The sequence below is a fragment of the Rahnella sp. JUb53 genome, assembly GCF_004346065.1.
Taxonomy (GTDB): domain Bacteria; phylum Pseudomonadota; class Gammaproteobacteria; order Enterobacterales; family Enterobacteriaceae; genus Rahnella; species Rahnella variigena.
In genome coordinates this window covers 349,401-367,283 of sequence record NZ_SLYT01000002.1, presented here as the reverse complement: position 1 = coordinate 367,283, position 17,883 = coordinate 349,401, and the positions used below count along the sequence as shown (strand labels likewise).

20 protein-coding genes are annotated in these 17,883 nt (G+C 52.2%); 6 read left to right on the top strand and 14 right to left on the bottom strand.

The window, feature by feature from the left end; genetic code table 11:
- Position 1: 1 nt before the first annotated feature.
- Positions 2-1,084, top strand: a complete 1,083-nt coding sequence (locus tag EC840_RS06280) for an ABC transporter substrate-binding protein (RefSeq protein WP_243701037.1) — start codon at positions 2-4, stop codon at positions 1,082-1,084.
- Between the two features lie 126 nt (positions 1,085-1,210).
- Here the strand turns inward: EC840_RS06280 and EC840_RS06275 are convergent, their stop codons facing one another.
- From EC840_RS06275 to EC840_RS06265, 3 genes are all read right to left on the bottom strand, one after another.
- Positions 1,211-1,597: a methionine-R-sulfoxide reductase gene (locus EC840_RS06275; RefSeq protein WP_112289111.1), complete on the bottom strand. Its 387-nt coding sequence runs from the start codon at positions 1,595-1,597 to the stop codon at positions 1,211-1,213.
- 112 nt (positions 1,598-1,709) lie between these two features.
- Positions 1,710-2,753: a TRAP transporter substrate-binding protein DctP gene (gene dctP, locus EC840_RS06270; RefSeq protein WP_132964476.1), complete on the bottom strand. Its 1,044-nt coding sequence runs from the start codon at positions 2,751-2,753 to the stop codon at positions 1,710-1,712.
- Between the two features lie 152 nt (positions 2,754-2,905).
- The gene (locus EC840_RS06265; protein ID WP_243701036.1) at positions 2,906-5,278 is read right to left on the bottom strand and encodes a TonB-dependent receptor; all 2,373 of its coding nucleotides are present in this window, start codon (positions 5,276-5,278) and stop codon (positions 2,906-2,908) included.
- A 418-nt stretch (positions 5,279-5,696) separates the two neighbouring features.
- Here EC840_RS06265 and EC840_RS06260 point away from each other — a divergent pair, with 418 nt between their 5' ends.
- Together EC840_RS06260 and EC840_RS06255 are read left to right on the top strand one after the other, a co-directional pair.
- Complete coding sequence (locus tag EC840_RS06260) at positions 5,697-6,509, top strand: siderophore-interacting protein (RefSeq protein ID WP_132964472.1); 813 nt, start codon at positions 5,697-5,699, stop codon at positions 6,507-6,509.
- Between the two features lie 5 nt (positions 6,510-6,514).
- The gene (locus EC840_RS06255; RefSeq protein ID WP_132964470.1) at positions 6,515-6,994 is read left to right on the top strand and encodes a PadR family transcriptional regulator; all 480 of its coding nucleotides are present in this window, start codon (positions 6,515-6,517) and stop codon (positions 6,992-6,994) included.
- Positions 6,995-7,061: 67 nt separating this feature from the next.
- Here EC840_RS06255 and map read toward each other — a convergent pair whose 3' ends face one another.
- The 5 genes from map to EC840_RS06230 all read right to left on the bottom strand — a co-directional run bounded on the left by map (position 7,062) and on the right by EC840_RS06230 (position 10,047).
- The gene (gene map / locus EC840_RS06250) at positions 7,062-7,862 is read right to left on the bottom strand and encodes a type I methionyl aminopeptidase (RefSeq protein WP_113877698.1); all 801 of its coding nucleotides are present in this window, start codon (positions 7,860-7,862) and stop codon (positions 7,062-7,064) included.
- Positions 7,855-8,109 (bottom strand): ParD-like family protein, encoded by a 255-nt coding sequence (locus EC840_RS06245; protein ID WP_112289129.1) that lies wholly within the window; start codon positions 8,107-8,109, stop codon positions 7,855-7,857. The genes map and EC840_RS06245 overlap by 8 nt, the downstream gene beginning before the upstream one ends.
- Positions 8,110-8,239: 130 nt before the next feature.
- On the bottom strand, positions 8,240-8,536 hold the full coding sequence (locus EC840_RS06240) for a pentapeptide MXKDX repeat protein (RefSeq protein ID WP_132964468.1): 297 nt from the start codon (positions 8,534-8,536) through the stop codon (positions 8,240-8,242).
- Positions 8,537-8,606: 70 nt separating this feature from the next.
- Entirely contained in the window at positions 8,607-9,410 is an 804-nt protein-coding gene (locus EC840_RS06235) for a molybdopterin-dependent oxidoreductase (RefSeq protein WP_207914744.1), read from the bottom strand.
- A gap of 10 nt (positions 9,411-9,420) precedes the next feature.
- The gene (locus EC840_RS06230; protein ID WP_132964464.1) at positions 9,421-10,047 is read right to left on the bottom strand and encodes a cytochrome b/b6 domain-containing protein; all 627 of its coding nucleotides are present in this window, start codon (positions 10,045-10,047) and stop codon (positions 9,421-9,423) included.
- Between the two features lie 153 nt (positions 10,048-10,200).
- On the opposite strand from EC840_RS06230, the gene EC840_RS06225 reads away from it, so the two are divergent.
- From EC840_RS06225 to EC840_RS06215, 3 genes are all read left to right on the top strand, one after another.
- Positions 10,201-10,923: a response regulator transcription factor gene (locus EC840_RS06225; protein ID WP_132964462.1), complete on the top strand. Its 723-nt coding sequence runs from the start codon at positions 10,201-10,203 to the stop codon at positions 10,921-10,923.
- Positions 10,924-10,926: 3 nt separating this feature from the next.
- Complete coding sequence (locus tag EC840_RS06220) at positions 10,927-12,393, top strand: ATP-binding protein (RefSeq protein WP_132964460.1); 1,467 nt, start codon at positions 10,927-10,929, stop codon at positions 12,391-12,393.
- Positions 12,394-12,520: 127 nt separating this feature from the next.
- Positions 12,521-12,841, top strand: coding sequence for a multidrug efflux SMR transporter (locus EC840_RS06215; RefSeq protein WP_112289135.1), 321 nt, complete (start codon positions 12,521-12,523; stop codon positions 12,839-12,841).
- A 53-nt stretch (positions 12,842-12,894) separates the two neighbouring features.
- Here the strand turns inward: EC840_RS06215 and EC840_RS06210 are convergent, their stop codons facing one another.
- From EC840_RS06210 to hutW, 6 genes are all read right to left on the bottom strand, one after another.
- On the bottom strand, positions 12,895-13,368 hold the full coding sequence (locus EC840_RS06210; protein ID WP_132964458.1) for a helix-turn-helix transcriptional regulator: 474 nt from the start codon (positions 13,366-13,368) through the stop codon (positions 12,895-12,897).
- Complete coding sequence (locus EC840_RS06205) at positions 13,365-14,714, bottom strand: HipA domain-containing protein (RefSeq protein WP_132964814.1); 1,350 nt, start codon at positions 14,712-14,714, stop codon at positions 13,365-13,367. The genes EC840_RS06210 and EC840_RS06205 overlap by 4 nt, the downstream gene beginning before the upstream one ends.
- A 193-nt stretch (positions 14,715-14,907) precedes the next feature.
- Positions 14,908-15,129, bottom strand: coding sequence for a YdgH/BhsA/McbA-like domain containing protein (locus EC840_RS06200; RefSeq protein ID WP_129638877.1), 222 nt, complete (start codon positions 15,127-15,129; stop codon positions 14,908-14,910).
- 168 nt (positions 15,130-15,297) lie between these two features.
- Positions 15,298-15,921 carry an NAD(P)-binding oxidoreductase gene (locus EC840_RS06195; RefSeq protein WP_132964456.1) on the bottom strand — a complete coding sequence of 208 codons (624 nt, stop codon included), beginning with the start codon at positions 15,919-15,921 and terminating at the stop codon, positions 15,298-15,300.
- A 2-nt stretch (positions 15,922-15,923) separates the two neighbouring features.
- A complete protein-coding gene (gene hutX, locus EC840_RS06190) occupies positions 15,924-16,430 on the bottom strand; it encodes a heme utilization cystosolic carrier protein HutX (protein WP_132964454.1) in 507 nt (168 codons plus the stop codon).
- On the bottom strand, positions 16,417-17,742 hold the full coding sequence (gene hutW, locus EC840_RS06185; RefSeq protein WP_132964452.1) for a heme anaerobic degradation radical SAM methyltransferase ChuW/HutW: 1,326 nt from the start codon (positions 17,740-17,742) through the stop codon (positions 16,417-16,419). The genes hutX and hutW overlap by 14 nt, the downstream gene beginning before the upstream one ends.
- Positions 17,743-17,883: the final 141 nt, after the last annotated feature.

The following is a 17,883-nucleotide window of genomic DNA, read 5'->3' as shown; positions in this document are numbered from 1 at the left end:
TATGTTGTTTCTGGCGCTGATAAGTCTGAAAGCGCAGGCGCGGACCATTATCGATATCGACGGCAATCATGTTGAAATTCCGGATAATCCGCAGCGTATTGTGCTGGGAGAAAGTCGCATGCTCTATACGCTGGCGATGCTGGAACCCGGTGATCCGGTCACACGCATCGTCGGCTGGCCCCTTGATTTGAAGAAATATGACAGTCAGATCTGGCAGATATTTGCGCAGAAATTCCCTGGTATGCTGGCTATTCCGTCGCTGGGGCTGGGCGGGACGAATGACATGAATCCTGAAAAGGTGCTGGCGCTCAAACCGGATCTGGTCATTTTGCCGAGTCTGGCGCGCTATGACGATGCAGATTTACGGCTAAAAGCCATGCTCGACGCAGCGCATATTCCGGTTGTTAAAATAGATCTCCGTGTGCGTCTGCTTAAAAATACCACGCGCAGTGTGGCTATCCTGGGCGAAGTGCTTAATCAGAGCGCAAGAGCGCAGGCTTTCAATCGCTTCTACGATGCGCATATGCAGGTCATTCATGAGCGCCTGGCTTCCTACCACGGAAAAAAACCGACCGTGCTTCTTCAGCTACATCTTGGACGCCGGAATGAATGTTGCGTGACGGCGGTAAAGGGAAGTCTTGGTGAACTGCTGTCCTTTGCCGGGGGAGATAACATCGCCAGCAAAACGGTTCAGGGCGTCTTTGGACGATTAAATGAGGAAACGGTGATCATGGCGCAACCCGAAGTCTACATCGCTACCGGCGCGGGTGCTGCTGAAGATCAGAATGATTTGAAACTTGGTCCTGCGATCACCCCCGACATGGCGCAGCAAAGCCTGCGTGAATTAACGGCCAGACAGAATGGATTACGTGAACTGAAAGCCCTGCATAATGGCCGAACGGGGATAATTTGGCAGAATTTCTACTTAAGTCCATGGCACGTTGCTGCGACGGAGTTTATGGCGAAGACACTATATCCGGAACTGTTTGCGGATATCGAACCGGAACACACGTTGAAGCAGATTTTCCATGATTATCTGCCGATACCTTACAGCGGCACATTCTTTGCGACTGGCGGTCAGTAAACACGTCAGACCATGGCATGAGGTTTACTGAGTCCCTCAGGATAAAACATCACGGCATGATGATATTGTTGGCGTTTTCTTTATAAGGGCTGCTCCTGAGCGGCCCTTTTTCACATTGATTCCTGCTTATTCCGCCTTGTGATAATTACCTTGCTGGTCTGCGCTTTCAAAAACCATTGAAACGGAGTTCACGCAGTGACGCAGATTCTTCTCGGTTAAATATTCTCCCTCAAAGACATGCCCCAGATGCGCCTTGCAGTTGGCACAGACAATTTCGGTTCTGCGGCCATCGGCATCAGGTACGCGCTCGACCGCGCCAGGGATTTCGTCATCAAAAGCGGGCCAGCCACAGTGAGACTCAAACTTATGTTCTGACGAATACAGCGGCGCAGAACATCTTTTGCAGACATAACGGCCCGGTGAAAAGTGCTCATTATATTCACCGGTATAAGGGCGCTCCGTCCCTTTATTTTCAATAACAAAACGTTCGAATTCGTTGAGTTCTTTATTCATTCTGATGACTCCTCAGATTACAGACATTGCAGGTGCTGGCTTTCAGTTTACACGATAAACCTGACCGCGTGGCGTACGCGACCGGACCTGAGCACCTGCTGCTAAGCGCCGGTCAGCGGGAGTTCATCGACTCAGTCATCATCACGCTGACTTTTTCCATCACTGGCGCGGCCAGTGTGTTGCCTTGCGCTTCTTGCTGTTTTACCCACTGAGCCTGAGCGTCCTGATAGCGGGTAACCTGTTTCCAGTGGGTCACTTCGCTGTGTTGCAGCTCGCGGACATTTGCGCCGTCTTTTCGCAGGGCATCGAGCTGTGGTTCATAATTGCTGTCCATCACTGAACCGGCAGTTTTGTAGGCGATGCCGGCAGCGCGGGTGATGGCGTCTTTATCCTGCTGCGCCAGTTCGTTCCAGACTTTCTGATTCATCACCAGCAGATAAACATGGCCCAGCCACAGCTCTTTCGAGACTAAAACATCAGGTGCCATCTTCTGAATTTTAAGATCATAACCGCTGTCGACATTGACCATAATGCCGTCCAGCGTACCGGTTTTAAAGGCTTCCACAGTCTGCGGCCCCCACGGCATGGTCACCGGCGTGGCACCGGCATTACGCAGAAAACCCTGATGCCAGAAACTGGCTGAACGCCAGGTTGTCCCTTTAATATCCTCAAGGTTTTTGAGCGGATGTGTGCTGAAAAATGCCAGCGGATAACCCGTGGCAATCAGCACATTCACTATGCCTGCTTTTTTCAGTTCAGCAGGGAAAGCGGGGATTTCAGTAAAAACGCGACGGAAGAAAGCAATTTGCTTATCGCCGGAAGGCCCGACCGGAAAGCTTTTGAAGATCTGATGCAGCGGCAGTTCTTTCGCGGCATATTCCGGCACGACAATGCCGATATCTGCTGTCTTTCCCTCGCGCACGGTGCGTAATGCGTCGTAGCTGGTCGAAAGTTCGCCGCCCCAGTGCGCTTCAATCTTAAGGCGCCCCTGAGATTCTTTTTCGACAGCAGGAAAGAACACGTCGTGGATAAAACGTGTACGCATTCCGCCCAGCGGTTCGTGATCGGTATATCGCAAGGTGGTAGTGGCTGAAACAGCCGCCGGTAAAAGGAGCAGGGCGAGCGCAAACGCCAGAGGTTTTCTGATTAATTCCATGTAATCTCACGTCTTTAGAGGAGGAAATGTTGAGGCTCATTCTAGCTGACGGGCATTGACGTAAACGTGCGGAAGGACAGGAAGGAAATAAAAAAGCGCCATGTTTGCACATGACGCTTGTGTGATTAAACGGCTGTGTTTACCGGCTGATGTTAGAAATCAACATTGACGCCCAGCTGGAAGCTGCGACCTGGCATCACGGCCAGTGCCTTGTTGTATTCATCCTGATTGGTGGTATCAGTCAGAGTACGGCTGCTCAGGTAATCCCAGTATTTGCGGTCGGTGATGTTGTAAACGCCGCCGCTGAGTTTCACGTTCTTCGCGACTTTCCAGTAGGCCGTTGCATCAACCATACCGTAACCCGGTACGTTCATGTATTCGGTGGTGGAACCCGTGATTGGCGTACCGGCGTTGGTGTAGCTCTGACGGTTTGTCGCTTCGGCTTTTTTACCTTTGACGAAAGTCGCGGTCAGCGCAGTACCGTACACGCCGGATGGATCATCCCACGCCACGCCAGCGACAAATTTCATTGGCGGCACGCTGTCGAGATCCACATATTTGTCGCCATCGTAGCTGGATTTCGATTCACCCTTGGCATAACCCAGTGCGAAGGTGGTGCTCAGACCGTCAACGCTGCTGAACCAGGTACCGTAGTTAATTTTGGTGCTCAGATCGCCACCATAGATAAACGCTTCATCGCGGTTTTCGGCCTGATAAATCGTATAGATATTGGAGGGCACATTGGTGAACATGCCCGGGTTGGCAGCACGGCTGTAGCGGGTGTTGGCAATAAAGTTTTTGTAGGTGTTGTAGAAAACGGAAGTCTTGAAGGTCACTCCTTCAGTCGCTTCACCTTTCATACCCCATTCGAAGTTATTGCTGGTCTCGGTTTTCAAATCCGTGTTGCCGATCAGCGCGTATTGCTGAGAACCGGCATAAGAAGAACCGAGGTTCCAGGAACCGTAAAGCTGGCTGGCATCCGGGAATTGCGCACCACGACGATATTGCAGGTAAGTCATCAGCTTAGGCGTGATGTCATAGGTGAACGCCAGGGACGGCAGAACCTGCGTATCGGAATTGGCTTTGCCATACAGGGTAGAAACCTGGCCTTCAGAGACGGTGCTGTTGGACAAGTCAGACAGATCTTTCGCTTTGGTGTTCTGATACGCCACACGCACTGCAGGCACGATGGAGAAGTCATGGCCATCAAGGTCAAACTTCATGGTGTCTTGCAGGAAGCCGCCGAGAATATAAGAACGGCTGTTCGCTTCCGGCTGCATGATAGTGGTGTAAACGCTTTGCTCCGGGCTTTCACGGAACGGACGTTCAGTGTTGGACATACGACCGTTGATACCGGCGCTCAGCTCATGACGACCCAGGGTTTTCAGCCAGCTGGTTTCCCCGCCGAAAGTGTTGACGTCATAGTTGGAATAGACGTTCATCATCTGCTTACTGGCGTTTGGCATGTAGGTATTGTCGTGCGCCTGCGTGTACTGGTAATACACTTTCGAAACAATGGCATCGACGTAATCGTTGAACGGCGTCCATTCGTCTTTCAGCGTCGCGCCCCAGCGGCGGGTGTTACTTTGCTGCTGTGCAGTGCCGAGAATGGCGCTGCCTGAGCTATTCCACGCATCGTAATGGGTATGGTTTACTTTTTCGTAATAATCGAGCGTACCGGTGACTTTATGTTCGTCATTTGGCTGCCAGATAACGGAAGTCATTACTGCGTCGGAGTGCCAGTTAGCCGGATACGCATCGTGCGTTCCGCTGTTATTGCTGGTTTCCTGGCCGTCGCGGCGGCTGATGGCGATCAGACCACGCAGGGTTTCGTCACCTGCGGCGGCGGTGATGCCGTTGTGCCAGGAGCGGTCGGAAGAATCATAATCAGACTGGTAACCGAAATAGGTTTCCTTGCCCGGACGCAGATAATCATCGGCAGATTTTGGCAGGAAGGAAACGGCACCGCCGATTGAGTTGTTGGCGCGATCAGCGGAGGTGGCGCCGGATTCGATATCTACCTGGCCGTAAATGTAAGGATCGATGTAATCACGGCCAATACCGGACGTGCCAAGACCCGCGCGGCTTGCGTAGCTGCGGCCAGTGGCGCTTGGCTGTGGAATGCCGTCGACATCGATGCCGACGCGGTTGCTTTCCAGACCACGGATGTTATAGCCGGTATAACCGTTACGGTCGAAGCCGCTTTTGCCGTTGCCGGAACCGCCGCTGGAGCCGGTAGCGGTGATCAGGGGCTCATAACGCATGATGGTGCCGAAATCATTGCCGCCTTTTTGCTGCATTTCTGCTGCGGTGATGGTGGTTTTCGAGCCTGGTTTTTTATCCGGCATCGTTTCGGTAACCGTCATCACTTCTTCATTGGTCTGCGCCAGATCCTGCGCAGTACGTACCACCGGTTTTTTCCTGATGGCTTCAGAAGCTGGCGTTTTATTGGCTGCCAGATCGGTGGTGTCTTTAATCGCTTGTGCTGCATTTACGTTAAAGGTGGTGGTGAGAATCGTCCCCATGAAAATGACGTTTTTCACCAAACCCTGCTGTGTAAAGGATTTGAACATTTGTTTTTAGCCCTGCACTATTTTTAAAAGTTCTGCTCGCATTTACTGCCTTTCGACAAATCAGACGCGCTGGTCATCTGCTTTCAATTCTTCCGTAAAAAGCCCTTGTCCTTATAAAATATGGGTTTATTTAACGTCCTTACCCACTTTGGCTTGGTGCGAATGATAATGATACTGAGAATTGTTATCAACAAATTGATAAATAAAAATGGGCTTCTTAACGAAATCTTTGCAATGTGTGGCTCAGAATGAACTACCGCGAGATCAAAAGTGCGGGGGATGATGCCTGTGTCCTTACGTTTTTCAGGGTTGCGGAAAATATTCCTAAGATATATCTTTCTTTCAACCTTACTTCAAAAGAGAAAACGTGATGACTCAACATCGCAACGAAACCCCTGCCGTAAACCTGCCTGTCCGCGTCAAAAACGACCTGGTTTTCCGTCATATCACCGTCAAAAGCAGCGAAAACGTGGCTGGCTGTTTTCAGCGTATCGTGTTGAACGGCGACGATCTGAAGGGTTTTACCTCGCGTGGTTTTGATGACCACATCAAACTGTTTTTCCCGGCAAATCCCGGTGATGTGATCACGCCGCCGACCGCGACCGACGAAGGCATTGTCTGGGGCGAAGGGCCGCGTCCGCTTAACCGCGAATACACGCCGCTGCATTTCGATGCACAAGCCAATGAGCTGACGCTGGATTTCTATCTTCACGATGGCGGTGTCGCCAGTGAATGGGCGGCTGGCGCGAAGCCGGGCGATAAACTGATCATCGGCGGACCGCGCGGTTCACTGATTATCCCGACCACTTACGCATGGCAGTTGTATGTCTGCGATGAAACCGGTCTTCCGGCGGTGAAGCGCCGTTTGCGCGAGCTGAAACAGGCCGCGTCTGCCGCGAAAGTGACCGTGCTGGTCAAAGTGAAACATGTCAGTTGCGTTAGCTACTTAAACGATGAAAAAGAGTTCGACATCGAATGGATTGTCAGTGAAGAACAAAACGGTTATCAGGAAGATGACGCGGCAGTAAAAAAACTGAAAAGCATTTCTTTGCCGGAAAGTGATTACTACATCTGGGCGACCGGCGAGGGGAAATTCGTCAAAGGGCTGAATGATTACTTCGTCGAAAATCGCGGACTGGACGCCAATCTGGTGCGTTGTGTCGCTTACTGGCACAACAAGTAACGATGATGAATCATAAACACCGTCGCGAAAGGATGTTTGAAACGGGTGATATCCGTCTGCTGATGCTGCATTTTTTACAGCAACGTTCAGCTCACGGTTATGAACTGATCAAAGCCATCGAAGAACTCTCCAAAGGCGAATACACGCCGAGCGCCAGTATCATTTATCCGAACCTGACGTTCCTGGAAGAACAGGGTCTGGTAACGGCGAAGCAGGAAGAGGGCGGTAAGAAACAATATTCAATTACGCCGGAAGGCACGCAGTCGCTGGCAGAGCAGGGTGATTTGCTCGGTTCAGTAACAGAGAAACTGCATTCACTGGCGATTTTATCGAATAACCGCAGTATTCCGGAAATGCAGCGCGCGATTAACAATATGCGCATGGCGCTCAATCTGCGGCTGGCGAAAGGGCCAATCGAGCAGGAAACGCTGTATAAAATCACCGATGCGTTAGATCGCGCGACCAAAGAAATCGAGCGCAGCTAAACGGATTACCAAAAACTATAAAGCCTCCGACCGGAGGCTTTATACGTTCAGGAAATATCACGGGAAATTAGTTTTCTTCAGGCCATGGGGTCAATATTTCATAACCCGTTTTCGTCACCGCAATCATATGTTCCCATTGCGCGGACAACGAATGATCTTTAGTCACCACCGTCCAGCCGTCGGGCAGCACTTTGTTTTGCTTTTTACCGGCGTTCAGCATCGGTTCGATGGTGAATAACATGCCTTCCTGCAACACCAGTCCGCGGCCTTTTTCGCCGTAATGCAGCACCTGCGGATCTTCGTGATAACCCATGCCGATGCCGTGACCGCAGTATTCTTCTACGATGGAAAACCCTTCGCGTTTCGCTACCGAGGCAATGGCATGACCCACATCACCGAGGGTTGCGCCGGGACGCACCACTTCGATACCGGCCATCATCGCTTCAAAGGTGGTATCCACCAGACGGCGAGCCATAATGCTCGGCTCACCGGCGTAATACATGCGGCTGGTGTCGCCGTACCAGCCATCTTTAATCAGCGCCACGTCGATGTTCACGATGTCGCCTTTCTTCAGTGCTTTATCGGAGGGGATACCGTGGCAAATCACATGGTTGACGGAGGTACACGTGGTTTTCTGATAGCCGTGATAACCGATATTTGCCGGGATCGCCTGTAATTCGTTGACGATAAAATCGTGGCAGATGCGGTCCAGTTCATTGGTCGTGACACCCGGCACCACATAAGGCGTGATCATATGCAGCACCCGCGCCGCCAGTTTACCGGCGATACGCGCTTTATCGATGCCTTCCGGCGTTTTGACCATACGGTTATTGTTGACGAAATATCGGCTGTCTAAACCATTATTCATTGCTTGCCTTCCTGTGTGTGCCGCCGACATTTAACAGCGTGCGGATACTTCCGGTGTTTTCTTCAGATTCCATGCTGCAACGCACCAGCAATTGCGAAATCTCGCTGTGCGTCATGTCCGGATGAGTTTCCATCAGCATACCAATTTTCATCCAGTGCTCGGCCTGCGCGTTGATGGAACGCGTATACGCCAGACTGGCGATGCGCAGATTCTCATGCATCAGTTCGGAGATTTTAATGATACCCATCGGGCGCCCTCGGTAGTATACGAATCATATATGTTTTATATACTACGCAGGTCGCTGCGAATTTTCCAATAAAAAAGCCTCCGCTGAACAGACGGAGGCGTTTTCGCTACATGGCCGGGTTTAGCTGCGTTTACTGGGCAGAGGTGTCTTTTTTCATGGCATCTTTCGACATAGAGTCTTTGGACATAGAGTCTTTGGACATCGAATCTTTAGACATGCTGTCTTTCTTCATATGATCTTTCGACATGCAGTCTTTGCCCATGCTGTCTTTCGCCATGGAATCTTTACTCATGCTGTCTTTTTTCATGCAGTCTTTCGACATATGGCCCATGGTATCTTTCTTCGCCATCGCGTCAGCGGCATAGGTGGTGCTCACAGCGCCCATCATCAGACAAGCAGACATCATCATTACGGTTAACTTTTTCATGATAAATCCTTCTTTTAGGTTTTGAGATACAAAGGTTGTTGTGGACAGTGTTGATCCTTGAGGATCGTGTTCAGCTTCCGCCGAACCAGTTGTAGCCCTGATCTTCCCAGTAGCCACCAGTGAACTTGTTTGTTATTTCAATGACTTCGATATGCTTTGGATTCTTATAGCCGAGTTTGGTCGGCATTCTGAGCTTCATCGGGAAGCCGTATTTTCGCGGTAAAATCTGGCCGTCATAAGTCAGCGCCAGCAGGGTTTGCGGATGCAGTGCCGTCGCCATATCAATGCTGGTGTAATACTGGTCCGCACATTTAAAACTGACGTATTCCGCGGTCAGATCTGCGCCAATCAGGCGCAAAAAATCACCAAACGGCACGCCGCCCCATTTGCCAATCGCGCTCCAGCCTTCGACACAAATGTGACGAGTCACCTGGCTGACCTGCGCCATTTTGTACAGCGTTGGCAATGACCATTCGCGTTTATCCAGCGCCAGACCGGCGATTTTCAGGCGATAAGCGTTACCGTCTACTTCCGGTGCGTCGTCTTCGGCGTAAAAAGCGTTAAACGGAAACGGACGGGTGATCATCGATTCGGCGTACACCGGCGCCAGGCGCGTCGAGCCAAACAGCCAGCCTTGTACGCGGTCGTTGAATCCAGAAATCTTATCGAGCGCGTTTTCGACGCTGGCGTTATCGCTGATGTCGCAACCTGTGAGCATCGCGACGCCGCCGAGTGTCAGCCCGCGTTGTAAAAACAGGCGGCGGGAGGGCGCATCCAGTTCGCGGATAATTTGTTTTTTTGCTTCCTGTAAAATGGCTTCGCTGTCGGAAGGGCTGAAAATCTGGCTGATCGTTTTTTTAACGAGGTTTTTCATCATGTCTTCCTTAGCGTCCGCGGATCATGGCAATCAGGGTTTTCGGCACCAGCGCCACCATCACGATATGCAGCACCACAAATCCCACCAGTGAAGCCATCGCCAGAAAATGCACATAACGCGCTGTATCAAAGCCGCCCATCAGTTCGCGCAGCAGCGGAAATTGCACGGATTTCCACACCACCAGCCCGGAAAGCACCAGCACGATGCCGTCAAACATCACGAACACATACGCGGCACGTTGCACCATGTTGTAGTGGCGTAAATCGTCGTGTTTCAGCTTGCCGCGCACGGCAGCCAGTAAATCGTTGAAGATGCCGCGCGGCGTCAGCGGCCAAAATTTTCGTTTCATGCGGCCGGTAAAAATATTCATCAGCAGATAAAACAGGCCGTTGAAACCAAACAGCCACATCCCGGCAAAGTGCCACTGAATACCGCCACCGAGCCAGCCACCGAGTGTGACGGTTGGCGGAAAATCAAAATCAAACAGCGGTGAGGCGTTATAAATCTGCCAGCCGCTGGTGACCATAATCAGCACCGCCAGCGCGTTCAGCCAGTGCGTCAGACGCAGCCATAACGGATGCACGATGGCGGGTTTTTGTTTTGCCTGTCCGGGTAAATCCGTGTGTATTGTCATGATGAAGTCCGGCTGTCCGTCCTGTGATGAAGCGAGTATTGAGCGGATTTGTTCCCCGATACCTCACGCAAAGTTAAATAAAATGTGATAACTCGCGGGCGGTTGCTTGTGTAGACTCAAACCATTGGGGAGTGCCATGTTTTGGGATGACATATGGATAAGACGAAGAAGATCCTGATCGTTGAAGATGACGGGGATATCGCTGAACTGCTCAGCCTGCATCTGCGTGATGAAGGTTATGAAATTACGCACGCCGCAGACGGTAATCTGGGCGTGGCGCATCTGGAGAAAGGCGGCTGGGACGCGCTGATCCTCGACCTGATGCTGCCGGGTGTAGACGGCCTGGAAATCTGCCGCCGTGCGCGCAACATGACGCGTTATACGCCGATCATTATTATCAGCGCACGCTCCAGCGAAGTGCATCGGGTGCTCGGGCTGGAACTGGGCGCGGATGATTATCTGGCGAAACCTTTCTCCATGCTGGAACTGGTGGCGAGGGTTAAGGCGCTGTTCCGGCGGCAGGAAGCGATGAGCCGCAATATGAAAATGGACGCCGGTACCCTGAGTTTTTCCGGGCTGGCCATCGACCCGATTGCGCGCGAAGTGATGCTGAATCAGCAGCCCGTTGAACTGACGCCGCGCGAGTTTGATTTGCTGTATTTCTTTGCCAAAAATCCCGGCAAAGTGTTCTCGCGCCTCAGCCTGCTCAATCAGGTCTGGGGCTACGAACACGAAGGGTATGAACATACGGTGAACACCCATATCAACCGTCTGCGCATCAAGATAGAAGCCAATCCGGCTGAGCCGGAACGTATTCTGACCGTGTGGGGAAAAGGCTACAAATTCGTGTCTTCCGCTGAAGACGCGCAAGGGTAAATCATGAAAAATCTCACGCTGGCACAAAGACTGACTCTGGTATTTACGGTGTTACTGATCGCCTGCTGTGCGCTTTCCGGCTATATGCAGGTGCGCTCCAGTAACCAGTACAGCCAGTCGGTGATCCAGCGGCTGTCAGCCAATCTGGCGACGCAGATAGCGGCGAATAATCCGCTGCTCAGCGAGGACGACTGGGATCCGAAAGCAGTGCATACCCTGTTCGATCAGCTGATGGCGGTGAATCCCAGCGTGGAGGTTTATCTGCTGGATAAAGACGGCAATATTGTCGGCAATGCCGCTCCTGCTGGCAGATTGCAACAAAAGCGCATTGATCTCGCGCCGGTTAACGCGCTGCTTCATGGTGCGAAAATGCCGGTATATGGCGACAATCCGCGGGATCCGCAAACTCCGCAGGTCTTCAGTGCTGCGCCGTTGCTGGTCAACGGAGAAACTCAGGGTTACGTGTACATCGTTCTGCTCGGCGATGCTTACACCGCGCTGACCAGTGACGCGCAATATCAGTCGGCGATATCTCTGGCGCTGCGCTCGATGGGGCTGGTGGCGCTGTTTGGTTTGCTGGCCGGTGCGCTGGCGTTCCGCTGGGTGACGCGTCCGGTGCGAAAACTCACGGCACAAATTGCCGAACTTGATACCGGCGGCATGGACGCCATTCAGGCGCTGGCGAAAACGGAGACACCGGCCGGAGCCGCACGTGATGAAGTCACGCAACTGCAACAGGCATTTGTCGCGCTGGCAAAACGTATCGATCAGCAATGGCAAAGCCTGATGGTGCAGGATCAGCAACGGCGTGAATTTATCGCCAATATTTCCCACGATCTGCGTACGCCGCTGACATCGCTGCACGGTTATCTGGAAACGCTGTCGGTCAAATCAGACCATCTGAGCAATGAAGATCGCCAGCGTTATCTGAATATCGCCCTGACGCAGAGTAAAAAAGTTGGCCGTCTGGCGCAGGAATTATTTGAACTGGCGCGGCTGGAATACGGCGTGGTGAAACCGCAGAAAGAGCCATTCTCGCTGAGTGAGCTCGTGCAGGATGTTTTCCAGAAATTCGAGCTGGCAACGGAAACACGCGGGCAAAAATTGCTGGCGGATATCACACAGGGTATTCCGCTGGTGAATGCCGATCTCGGTATGATTGAACGGGTGCTGACCAACCTGCTGGATAACGCCATCCGCTTTACGCCGGAAGGGGGCACGATAGAAATTAAATTGTGGCCGCACGAAGGTCAGGTGATGGTGCAGCTGAAAGACAGCGGACCGGGCATTGCGCCGGAACTGAAAGACAGCCTGTTTGTACGTCCGTCGATACTCAGTACCAACAAACACCGTGCAGGCGGGCTGGGGCTGATGATTGTCCGCCGCATTCTGCAACTGCACGGCAGCGATATCCAGCTGATTGAACAGCCGAAGCGCGGTGCCTGTTTTCAGTTTTCCGTGCCCGTTTGAATTCCTGGTTTGTTTTTGTAAAGGCATGAAAGAGTGAACTATAATCTTTCACTCTTCATGCTGACTGGACGACCAGAGATTCAGCCATTCTAAGCAGGGACGACCTTGCGTGTTTTCAGGAACTATCATGGCCTGGTTTTATCTGTTTCTCGCCGGTATTTTCGAAGTGGTCTGGTCGACCGCAATGAAAGAATCCCACGGTTTCACCCGCCTTATTCCCAGTATTCTTACGGTTTTCTTCATGATCCTCAGCGTCATTTTGCTGGCGATTTCGATGAAAACGCTGCCGCTCGGCACGTCTTACACCGTCTGGGTCGGTATCGGCGCTATCGGTGCCTTCATTCTCGGCGTGGTGATGTTCGGCGAAAGCCTCAACCCGCTGCGGGTGATCGCCGTGCTGCTGATTTTCTCCGGCGTGGTTCTGCTAAAAGTGGCGACGAAAGGGTAAAGGCGGAAACGCTGATATGACAAAGCCGCTCTGTACAAGGAGCGGCTTTTTGTTTATTGCTTATTGAAAAATAGCGTCGAGAGCACCTGCTGCGAAACCGGCACCAGCCCGACTTTCAGACCAAAGGGTTTGAAAAGTTTGTTGATAATATCGGAGGTATAATTTCCTTTATCATTTTCCACTTCTGACAGTGTTTTCCGCGATACGGAAACCAGTTTAGCGAAAGCATCTTGTTTTAGCCCCAGCACATTGATCCGCAGTGCTTTTAACGCTTCCCCCTGGCTTATTTCCCCGGATATCAGCGCGCGCATGATCCTGAGTCTGGCTTCATTCCTTTCATTGGCGCTGACGGGTTTCGTTAGATGAGAGACTCTGCGGCGGGTGCGTGTTTCGACAGCACGGTCTATCTCTGCCTGGTTAGTGATTTCTGCCGTGGCGCTTTGGGTTCTCTGCGCGGCATTTTTTTTCGCCCGTATTTTAGCGATGGTGCTTTTCGCTGAATGGGCCGCAATCAGAGGTTCTTTCATAACAGCCCCCAGCGGCGCAATTTTTCGGGAATATAACTGAAACTTATTGCGGGCATGTTCAGGATCTGTTGCGGGATACCCCGGGCAGCAAGCCGGTCTTTCAGACCTGTCAGTTGCTCAGCAGTCTCATTGAGCGCCCGGAGTAAGTTTTGTGCCGGAATGAGATCATCCAGAGTTTGCGCAATAGCGGGAAAATCATATTCACCGCCAACTTCCAGCGGCGTTTTCCATTTCGTCGTTCTGGCAATCCCTTCAGGATCGGCCTTCATGGGCGCGAAATCGTAGATCGGCGCGAGCCGGATGCTGCCTTCATCCTTGAGAAAAGAGGTATTTCGACCATGGTTATCGCTGTTGCCAAAAATAATATTGAGCAGATCCCGTCGGACCCATTCGGTAACAAACGCCGGGATATCAAAAGAAAAACCCTGCCCTGTCACCATATGGCTGCGGGAAATTTGATTAATCAATGTCCTGAGGGTTTCTTCATGATAGAGCGTGACACCGGGTGCCTTGCGCAGCAGAGAATAGACCGATTCCATCCCCAACCGCCTGACGACACCTTCTTCTTCAAAGGCAATATCAAAACGTGGCAACCACAGTGACGGATAAGTCAGTCCTTCTTCAAGCCGCATATTGTGCGTCGGGATTGTCTCAAATCCCATCGCTTCCAGTTCATGATAGAAATGGAATTCAGCCCGCAAGATATTGCAGTCCACTTCAGTCCTTGCCCCGCGTGGATATTTGACCAGATAAGGAATATCCCGGTTGGCGGGATCACTCTGGTAGGTATCGATCCAGATTTGCTGTTCCCGGTTACAACGGAGCAGCAGTTTTGGTGCTTCCCCGCCCGCACCTGTCGCCCCCCCGGCAGCGGCACCGCGTTGCTGGGCATAATCCAGAAAGTCTCCCGCCCGGTTTATAACGTCGTCGACGGTGAAAAAGAGTTGTTCAGCAAGGGGGGTATGTTCCGGCAAGGATTCTTTAACGCGCAGGTTGCCGACAGGGGACAGGGTGCCATGCTTGAGCAATACAAAATTTTGCTCATCCGGGGTCAGCCCTTCGAGGTCAAGATAGTTGGCCCAATAGCGGCGGCTGGAGCCGCTGGGAATGATGTCATCGAGAAATTTCAGCCATCCGCGTTGCCCGTTATCATCGAAAAAGAGGGCAACCGGATGGTTAAGTGATACGGCGCGGTTATCGTCCCGGTCGAGGTTATCAATTGCATAATCGAAAAGATAATTAAGTTCAGTCAGGCGATAGTTGTTTTGTTCGCTGTCGGGAAAAGTGATGTTAGCAATATCCACCCACTCATTATTGAGAAAAGCCTGTAACGTTAACTGTTCCATAAGATCCCCTTTACTTATGAGTGGCATATTACTCGTTAATAAAGAATAGTCCATTTAACGTTACCTAAAACACCCATTATTCGGCTTTTTCGAATTTATTGCGTTTTATATCACTCGTTAATTTTCGCTACTCAACGACAAAGCCGCTCTGTAAAAGGAGCGGCTTTTGTTTTGAATAACAAACTTCAGCAAATCATTTGTACAACACAGCGGTACCATGAATGCGGTTCTGACCACCGGCTTCGATGATTTTATAAGAACTGGCACCGGCAGCAGCGGCTTTGGCGGCGAAAGTGGATTCCAGACCATCTAAGGTATTGTCAGAGGCCGTTATGGTGCCGATTTCAGCCGCGAAGCTACCGAAAGAAACTGTGGTGAGTGCAGCAGCGATAACGAAAGTTTTGATAGATTTCATGATGTCATTCCTTCTCAATGTTTGTTTGGGGAAGGCCGTGTGCCTTCGATGAGAAGAAGAATAGCGCCGTGCGACCGGAAGGGATAGCGGAGTGATTTGCTTATGTTGTTCGAAAAAATTGAATTAAATGCCGGGGGGATTAAAAAGCCCCGTTTCCGGGGCATGAGATCAGAACCTTTCCCCTTCCAGCGTCGAATCACACAACGCGAAAATCTTACCCCAGCCTTCGCCGGAGGCCAGCAGATGCTGAATGTGCAGCGCGACATCGCTGCGGCGCACGCGGCCGTGGGCTTCGGTTTGGATCAGATGCGCTTTGCCTGTCGCATCGCCATTCATCAGGCCGCCGGGACGCAGGATGCACCAGTCTAGCGTGCTGGTTTGCAGCCAGCTTTCGGCCAGCGATTTCTCACGCACCGCCTGCCCGAACGCCTGTTTTGCGCGTGTGGATAGCGTCGGCCAGCTGTCGCCGCAACCAATGGAAGTTACCAGCAACATATGGCGGATCCCGGCCTGCTCTGCAGTATCAATGATCAGCCGGTTAGCGGTGTAATCGGCGAGCTTACCGCCGAGCGTAGAGACGATCTGCGCCGCACTTCCTGCCATCTCGCAGGCCTGCAAAACGTCGGCGGGATCAAGCGCATCGCCGTCAATCACGGTCACGCCAAGGGCGCGCAACGTTTGCGCCTGTTCTGCGTTGCGGATCAGCGCCACGACCGGACGTTCCTGCGCCGTCAGCGCCACCAGTTCAGCGCCGACGCCGCTGCCTGCGCCAAAAATCAGCAAAGTGTTCAAGGTTATTTCTCTCTCTCAGCCAGAAGGGCGGGAAGGGCGCGAAATGCATTCAGCTGATCGGTCAGTAATTCACGATGGCTGTCGCGCCCGACGAAAACCTTGAGCATGGCATAACCGGAAGCGTTTAAAAACCAGACACTTGCTGTGCTCATTCCCATAAACGGACGTTCAACCAGTGCAATGTGCTGACAGTGTGTCGAGCGGATATGCCCGCTCATGCCCTGTTTGCCGCGCAGGTTAAAGTAACCGTGACGATGTGTGCCGGACGGCAATTCGCCATGGAATTCGAGGATCAGATCGTCATTATTAACCAGCGTCGTGACGTCGCCCCAGCCGGTGATGTTGTCCCAGACGGTGTCGAAATGGGTTCCGGCAAACAGATAACTTCCCGGCAGGTTCTGAATCACTTCCAGCGGCGTGATGCGGTATTCACGGGCGATATCTTCGACGGTGCCGTCGGGCTGCGTGGCTAAAAAGTCGATCAGGGACTGAAGTTTATCCGTTGGCATGAGTGGTATTCCGTAAAGTCAGTTGTGGGATCAATGTCTGTAAGGCCTGCAACATATTGCTGGCCCAGAAACGCCCGGCAGGCGTGAGATTAAAACGCGGGCCTTCGTTATGCATCAGGCCGCATTGTTGCCATTGCTGTAACAAGGGTTCGAGCGGGAAAGGGTTTTCGATGATACGGCTAAGATCATAACGGCCTGCTTCGATGCCGCCCTGTAAATCCAGCCGCCAGCGGTGCTCACCGGTCGTCGCTGCGGTCATCATCATGATCGGTTTCTGTCCGGCATCCATCTGCTGGTAATACATCTCCAAGCTGCGCGCCGTCATGTAGGATTGCCCGCCGAGATTGCCGCCTGCACCGCTGCCAAAAGCCAGACAGTCGGCACCTTTTTTGATCAGAAGATTGTAGAGGTTACGCTCGCGCGTGTTGCGCGCCCAGTGACTGTTGCTTATCTGATGCCAGCCGTCGCGCGCCAGAAAGGCTTCACCTTCGAGGTAAAAATCACGACGCTGAGTGACATCCGGCAGCGACACGCGTTTATTTTCCACCGCTTTGCCCAGTGGTGTGGAAGGCAGCAGATTCAGGGCGTAAAGATCGACACCATCAAGTGGTAACTCGCGGACGATTTGCAAATCTTCCCGCCAGCTTTCCGGCGTCTGTTCCGGTAATCCGAACATCAGGTCGCAGACCACCGCAGCGCGATCACGCTCCCCGAGTTTACGCAAAAACTGTATCGCTTCTTCACGGCTGGCGCTGCGTCCCATACGCTGGCGGACACGGGTATCAAACGTCTGAATACCAATCGAAAAACGGTTTGCGCCCGCCTCCAGACAGGCGTCGATGCGCTCGTCATCGAAATTAAGGATCCGTCCTTCGACGGTGATTTCGCAATCCGGTGCCAGCGGTAAACAGCGACGCAGCGTGCTGATGATCCGGTGCAGCTGTTTTGCGCTGAGCGCGGTCGGCGTGCCGCCACCAAAATACACGGCGTGGACAGGCGCGGACTGATGCAGCGGCGAACCGGCTTCCTGTTCAATCTCCCGGATTAGGTAATCGCAATACTGTTCTGTGGCTTCCGCTTCCAGTTTGTTCTGGTAGAACCCGCAAAATTTACAGTGCGTCGCACAAAAGGGGATATGCAGATAGACCAGACGCTTATTGGCCGGAAGCGGACGCTGGCACAGCGCCTGCCACTGAGCGGGAATATCCTGCGGCGGAACGGGCTGCTGAGGCCGCCAGGGCATGACTGCCCAACGGTCGGGAAACGGCAGCCCGTCAGCGGCAGCGTAAAAACGCGCGAGATCTAAGCTCATTGAGTTTGTCTTCTCCTGAAAAACAATCATTCATTCGCCGGCATTAAACGATAATGATTATCATTCGATCAAACCCAAAACGCATTTGTGATGATCTGTATCAAGTTTGGAAATGTCAGGTTTTAGTTAGAGGGCACTGAT

Excerpts from the sequence above, each read along its gene's own strand:
- EC840_RS06280 (WP_243701037.1), top strand. The coding sequence starts at position 2 with ATGTTGTTTCTGGCGCTGATAAGTCTGAAAGCGCAGGCGCGGACCATT.
- EC840_RS06275 (WP_112289111.1), bottom strand. The coding sequence starts at position 1,597 with ATGAATAAAGAACTCAACGAATTCGAACGTTTTGTTATTGAAAATAAA.
- dctP (WP_132964476.1), bottom strand. The coding sequence starts at position 2,753 with ATGGAATTAATCAGAAAACCTCTGGCGTTTGCGCTCGCCCTGCTCCTT.
- EC840_RS06265 (WP_243701036.1), bottom strand. The coding sequence starts at position 5,278 with ATGGGGACGATTCTCACCACCACCTTTAACGTAAATGCAGCACAAGCG.
- EC840_RS06260 (WP_132964472.1), top strand. The coding sequence starts at position 5,697 with ATGACTCAACATCGCAACGAAACCCCTGCCGTAAACCTGCCTGTCCGC.
- EC840_RS06255 (WP_132964470.1), top strand. The coding sequence starts at position 6,515 with ATGAATCATAAACACCGTCGCGAAAGGATGTTTGAAACGGGTGATATC.
- map (WP_113877698.1), bottom strand. The coding sequence starts at position 7,862 with ATGAATAATGGTTTAGACAGCCGATATTTCGTCAACAATAACCGTATG.
- EC840_RS06245 (WP_112289129.1), bottom strand. The coding sequence starts at position 8,109 with ATGGGTATCATTAAAATCTCCGAACTGATGCATGAGAATCTGCGCATC.
- EC840_RS06240 (WP_132964468.1), bottom strand. The coding sequence starts at position 8,536 with ATGAAAAAGTTAACCGTAATGATGATGTCTGCTTGTCTGATGATGGGC.
- EC840_RS06235 (WP_207914744.1), bottom strand. The coding sequence starts at position 9,410 with ATGAAAAACCTCGTTAAAAAAACGATCAGCCAGATTTTCAGCCCTTCC.
- EC840_RS06230 (WP_132964464.1), bottom strand. The coding sequence starts at position 10,047 with ATGACAATACACACGGATTTACCCGGACAGGCAAAACAAAAACCCGCC.
- EC840_RS06225 (WP_132964462.1), top strand. The coding sequence starts at position 10,201 with ATGGATAAGACGAAGAAGATCCTGATCGTTGAAGATGACGGGGATATC.
- EC840_RS06220 (WP_132964460.1), top strand. The coding sequence starts at position 10,927 with ATGAAAAATCTCACGCTGGCACAAAGACTGACTCTGGTATTTACGGTG.
- EC840_RS06215 (WP_112289135.1), top strand. The coding sequence starts at position 12,521 with ATGGCCTGGTTTTATCTGTTTCTCGCCGGTATTTTCGAAGTGGTCTGG.
- EC840_RS06210 (WP_132964458.1), bottom strand. The coding sequence starts at position 13,368 with ATGAAAGAACCTCTGATTGCGGCCCATTCAGCGAAAAGCACCATCGCT.
- EC840_RS06205 (WP_132964814.1), bottom strand. The coding sequence starts at position 14,714 with ATGGAACAGTTAACGTTACAGGCTTTTCTCAATAATGAGTGGGTGGAT.
- EC840_RS06200 (WP_129638877.1), bottom strand. The coding sequence starts at position 15,129 with ATGAAATCTATCAAAACTTTCGTTATCGCTGCTGCACTCACCACAGTT.
- hutX (WP_132964454.1), bottom strand. The coding sequence starts at position 16,430 with ATGCCAACGGATAAACTTCAGTCCCTGATCGACTTTTTAGCCACGCAG.
- hutW (WP_132964452.1), bottom strand. The coding sequence starts at position 17,742 with ATGAGCTTAGATCTCGCGCGTTTTTACGCTGCCGCTGACGGGCTGCCG.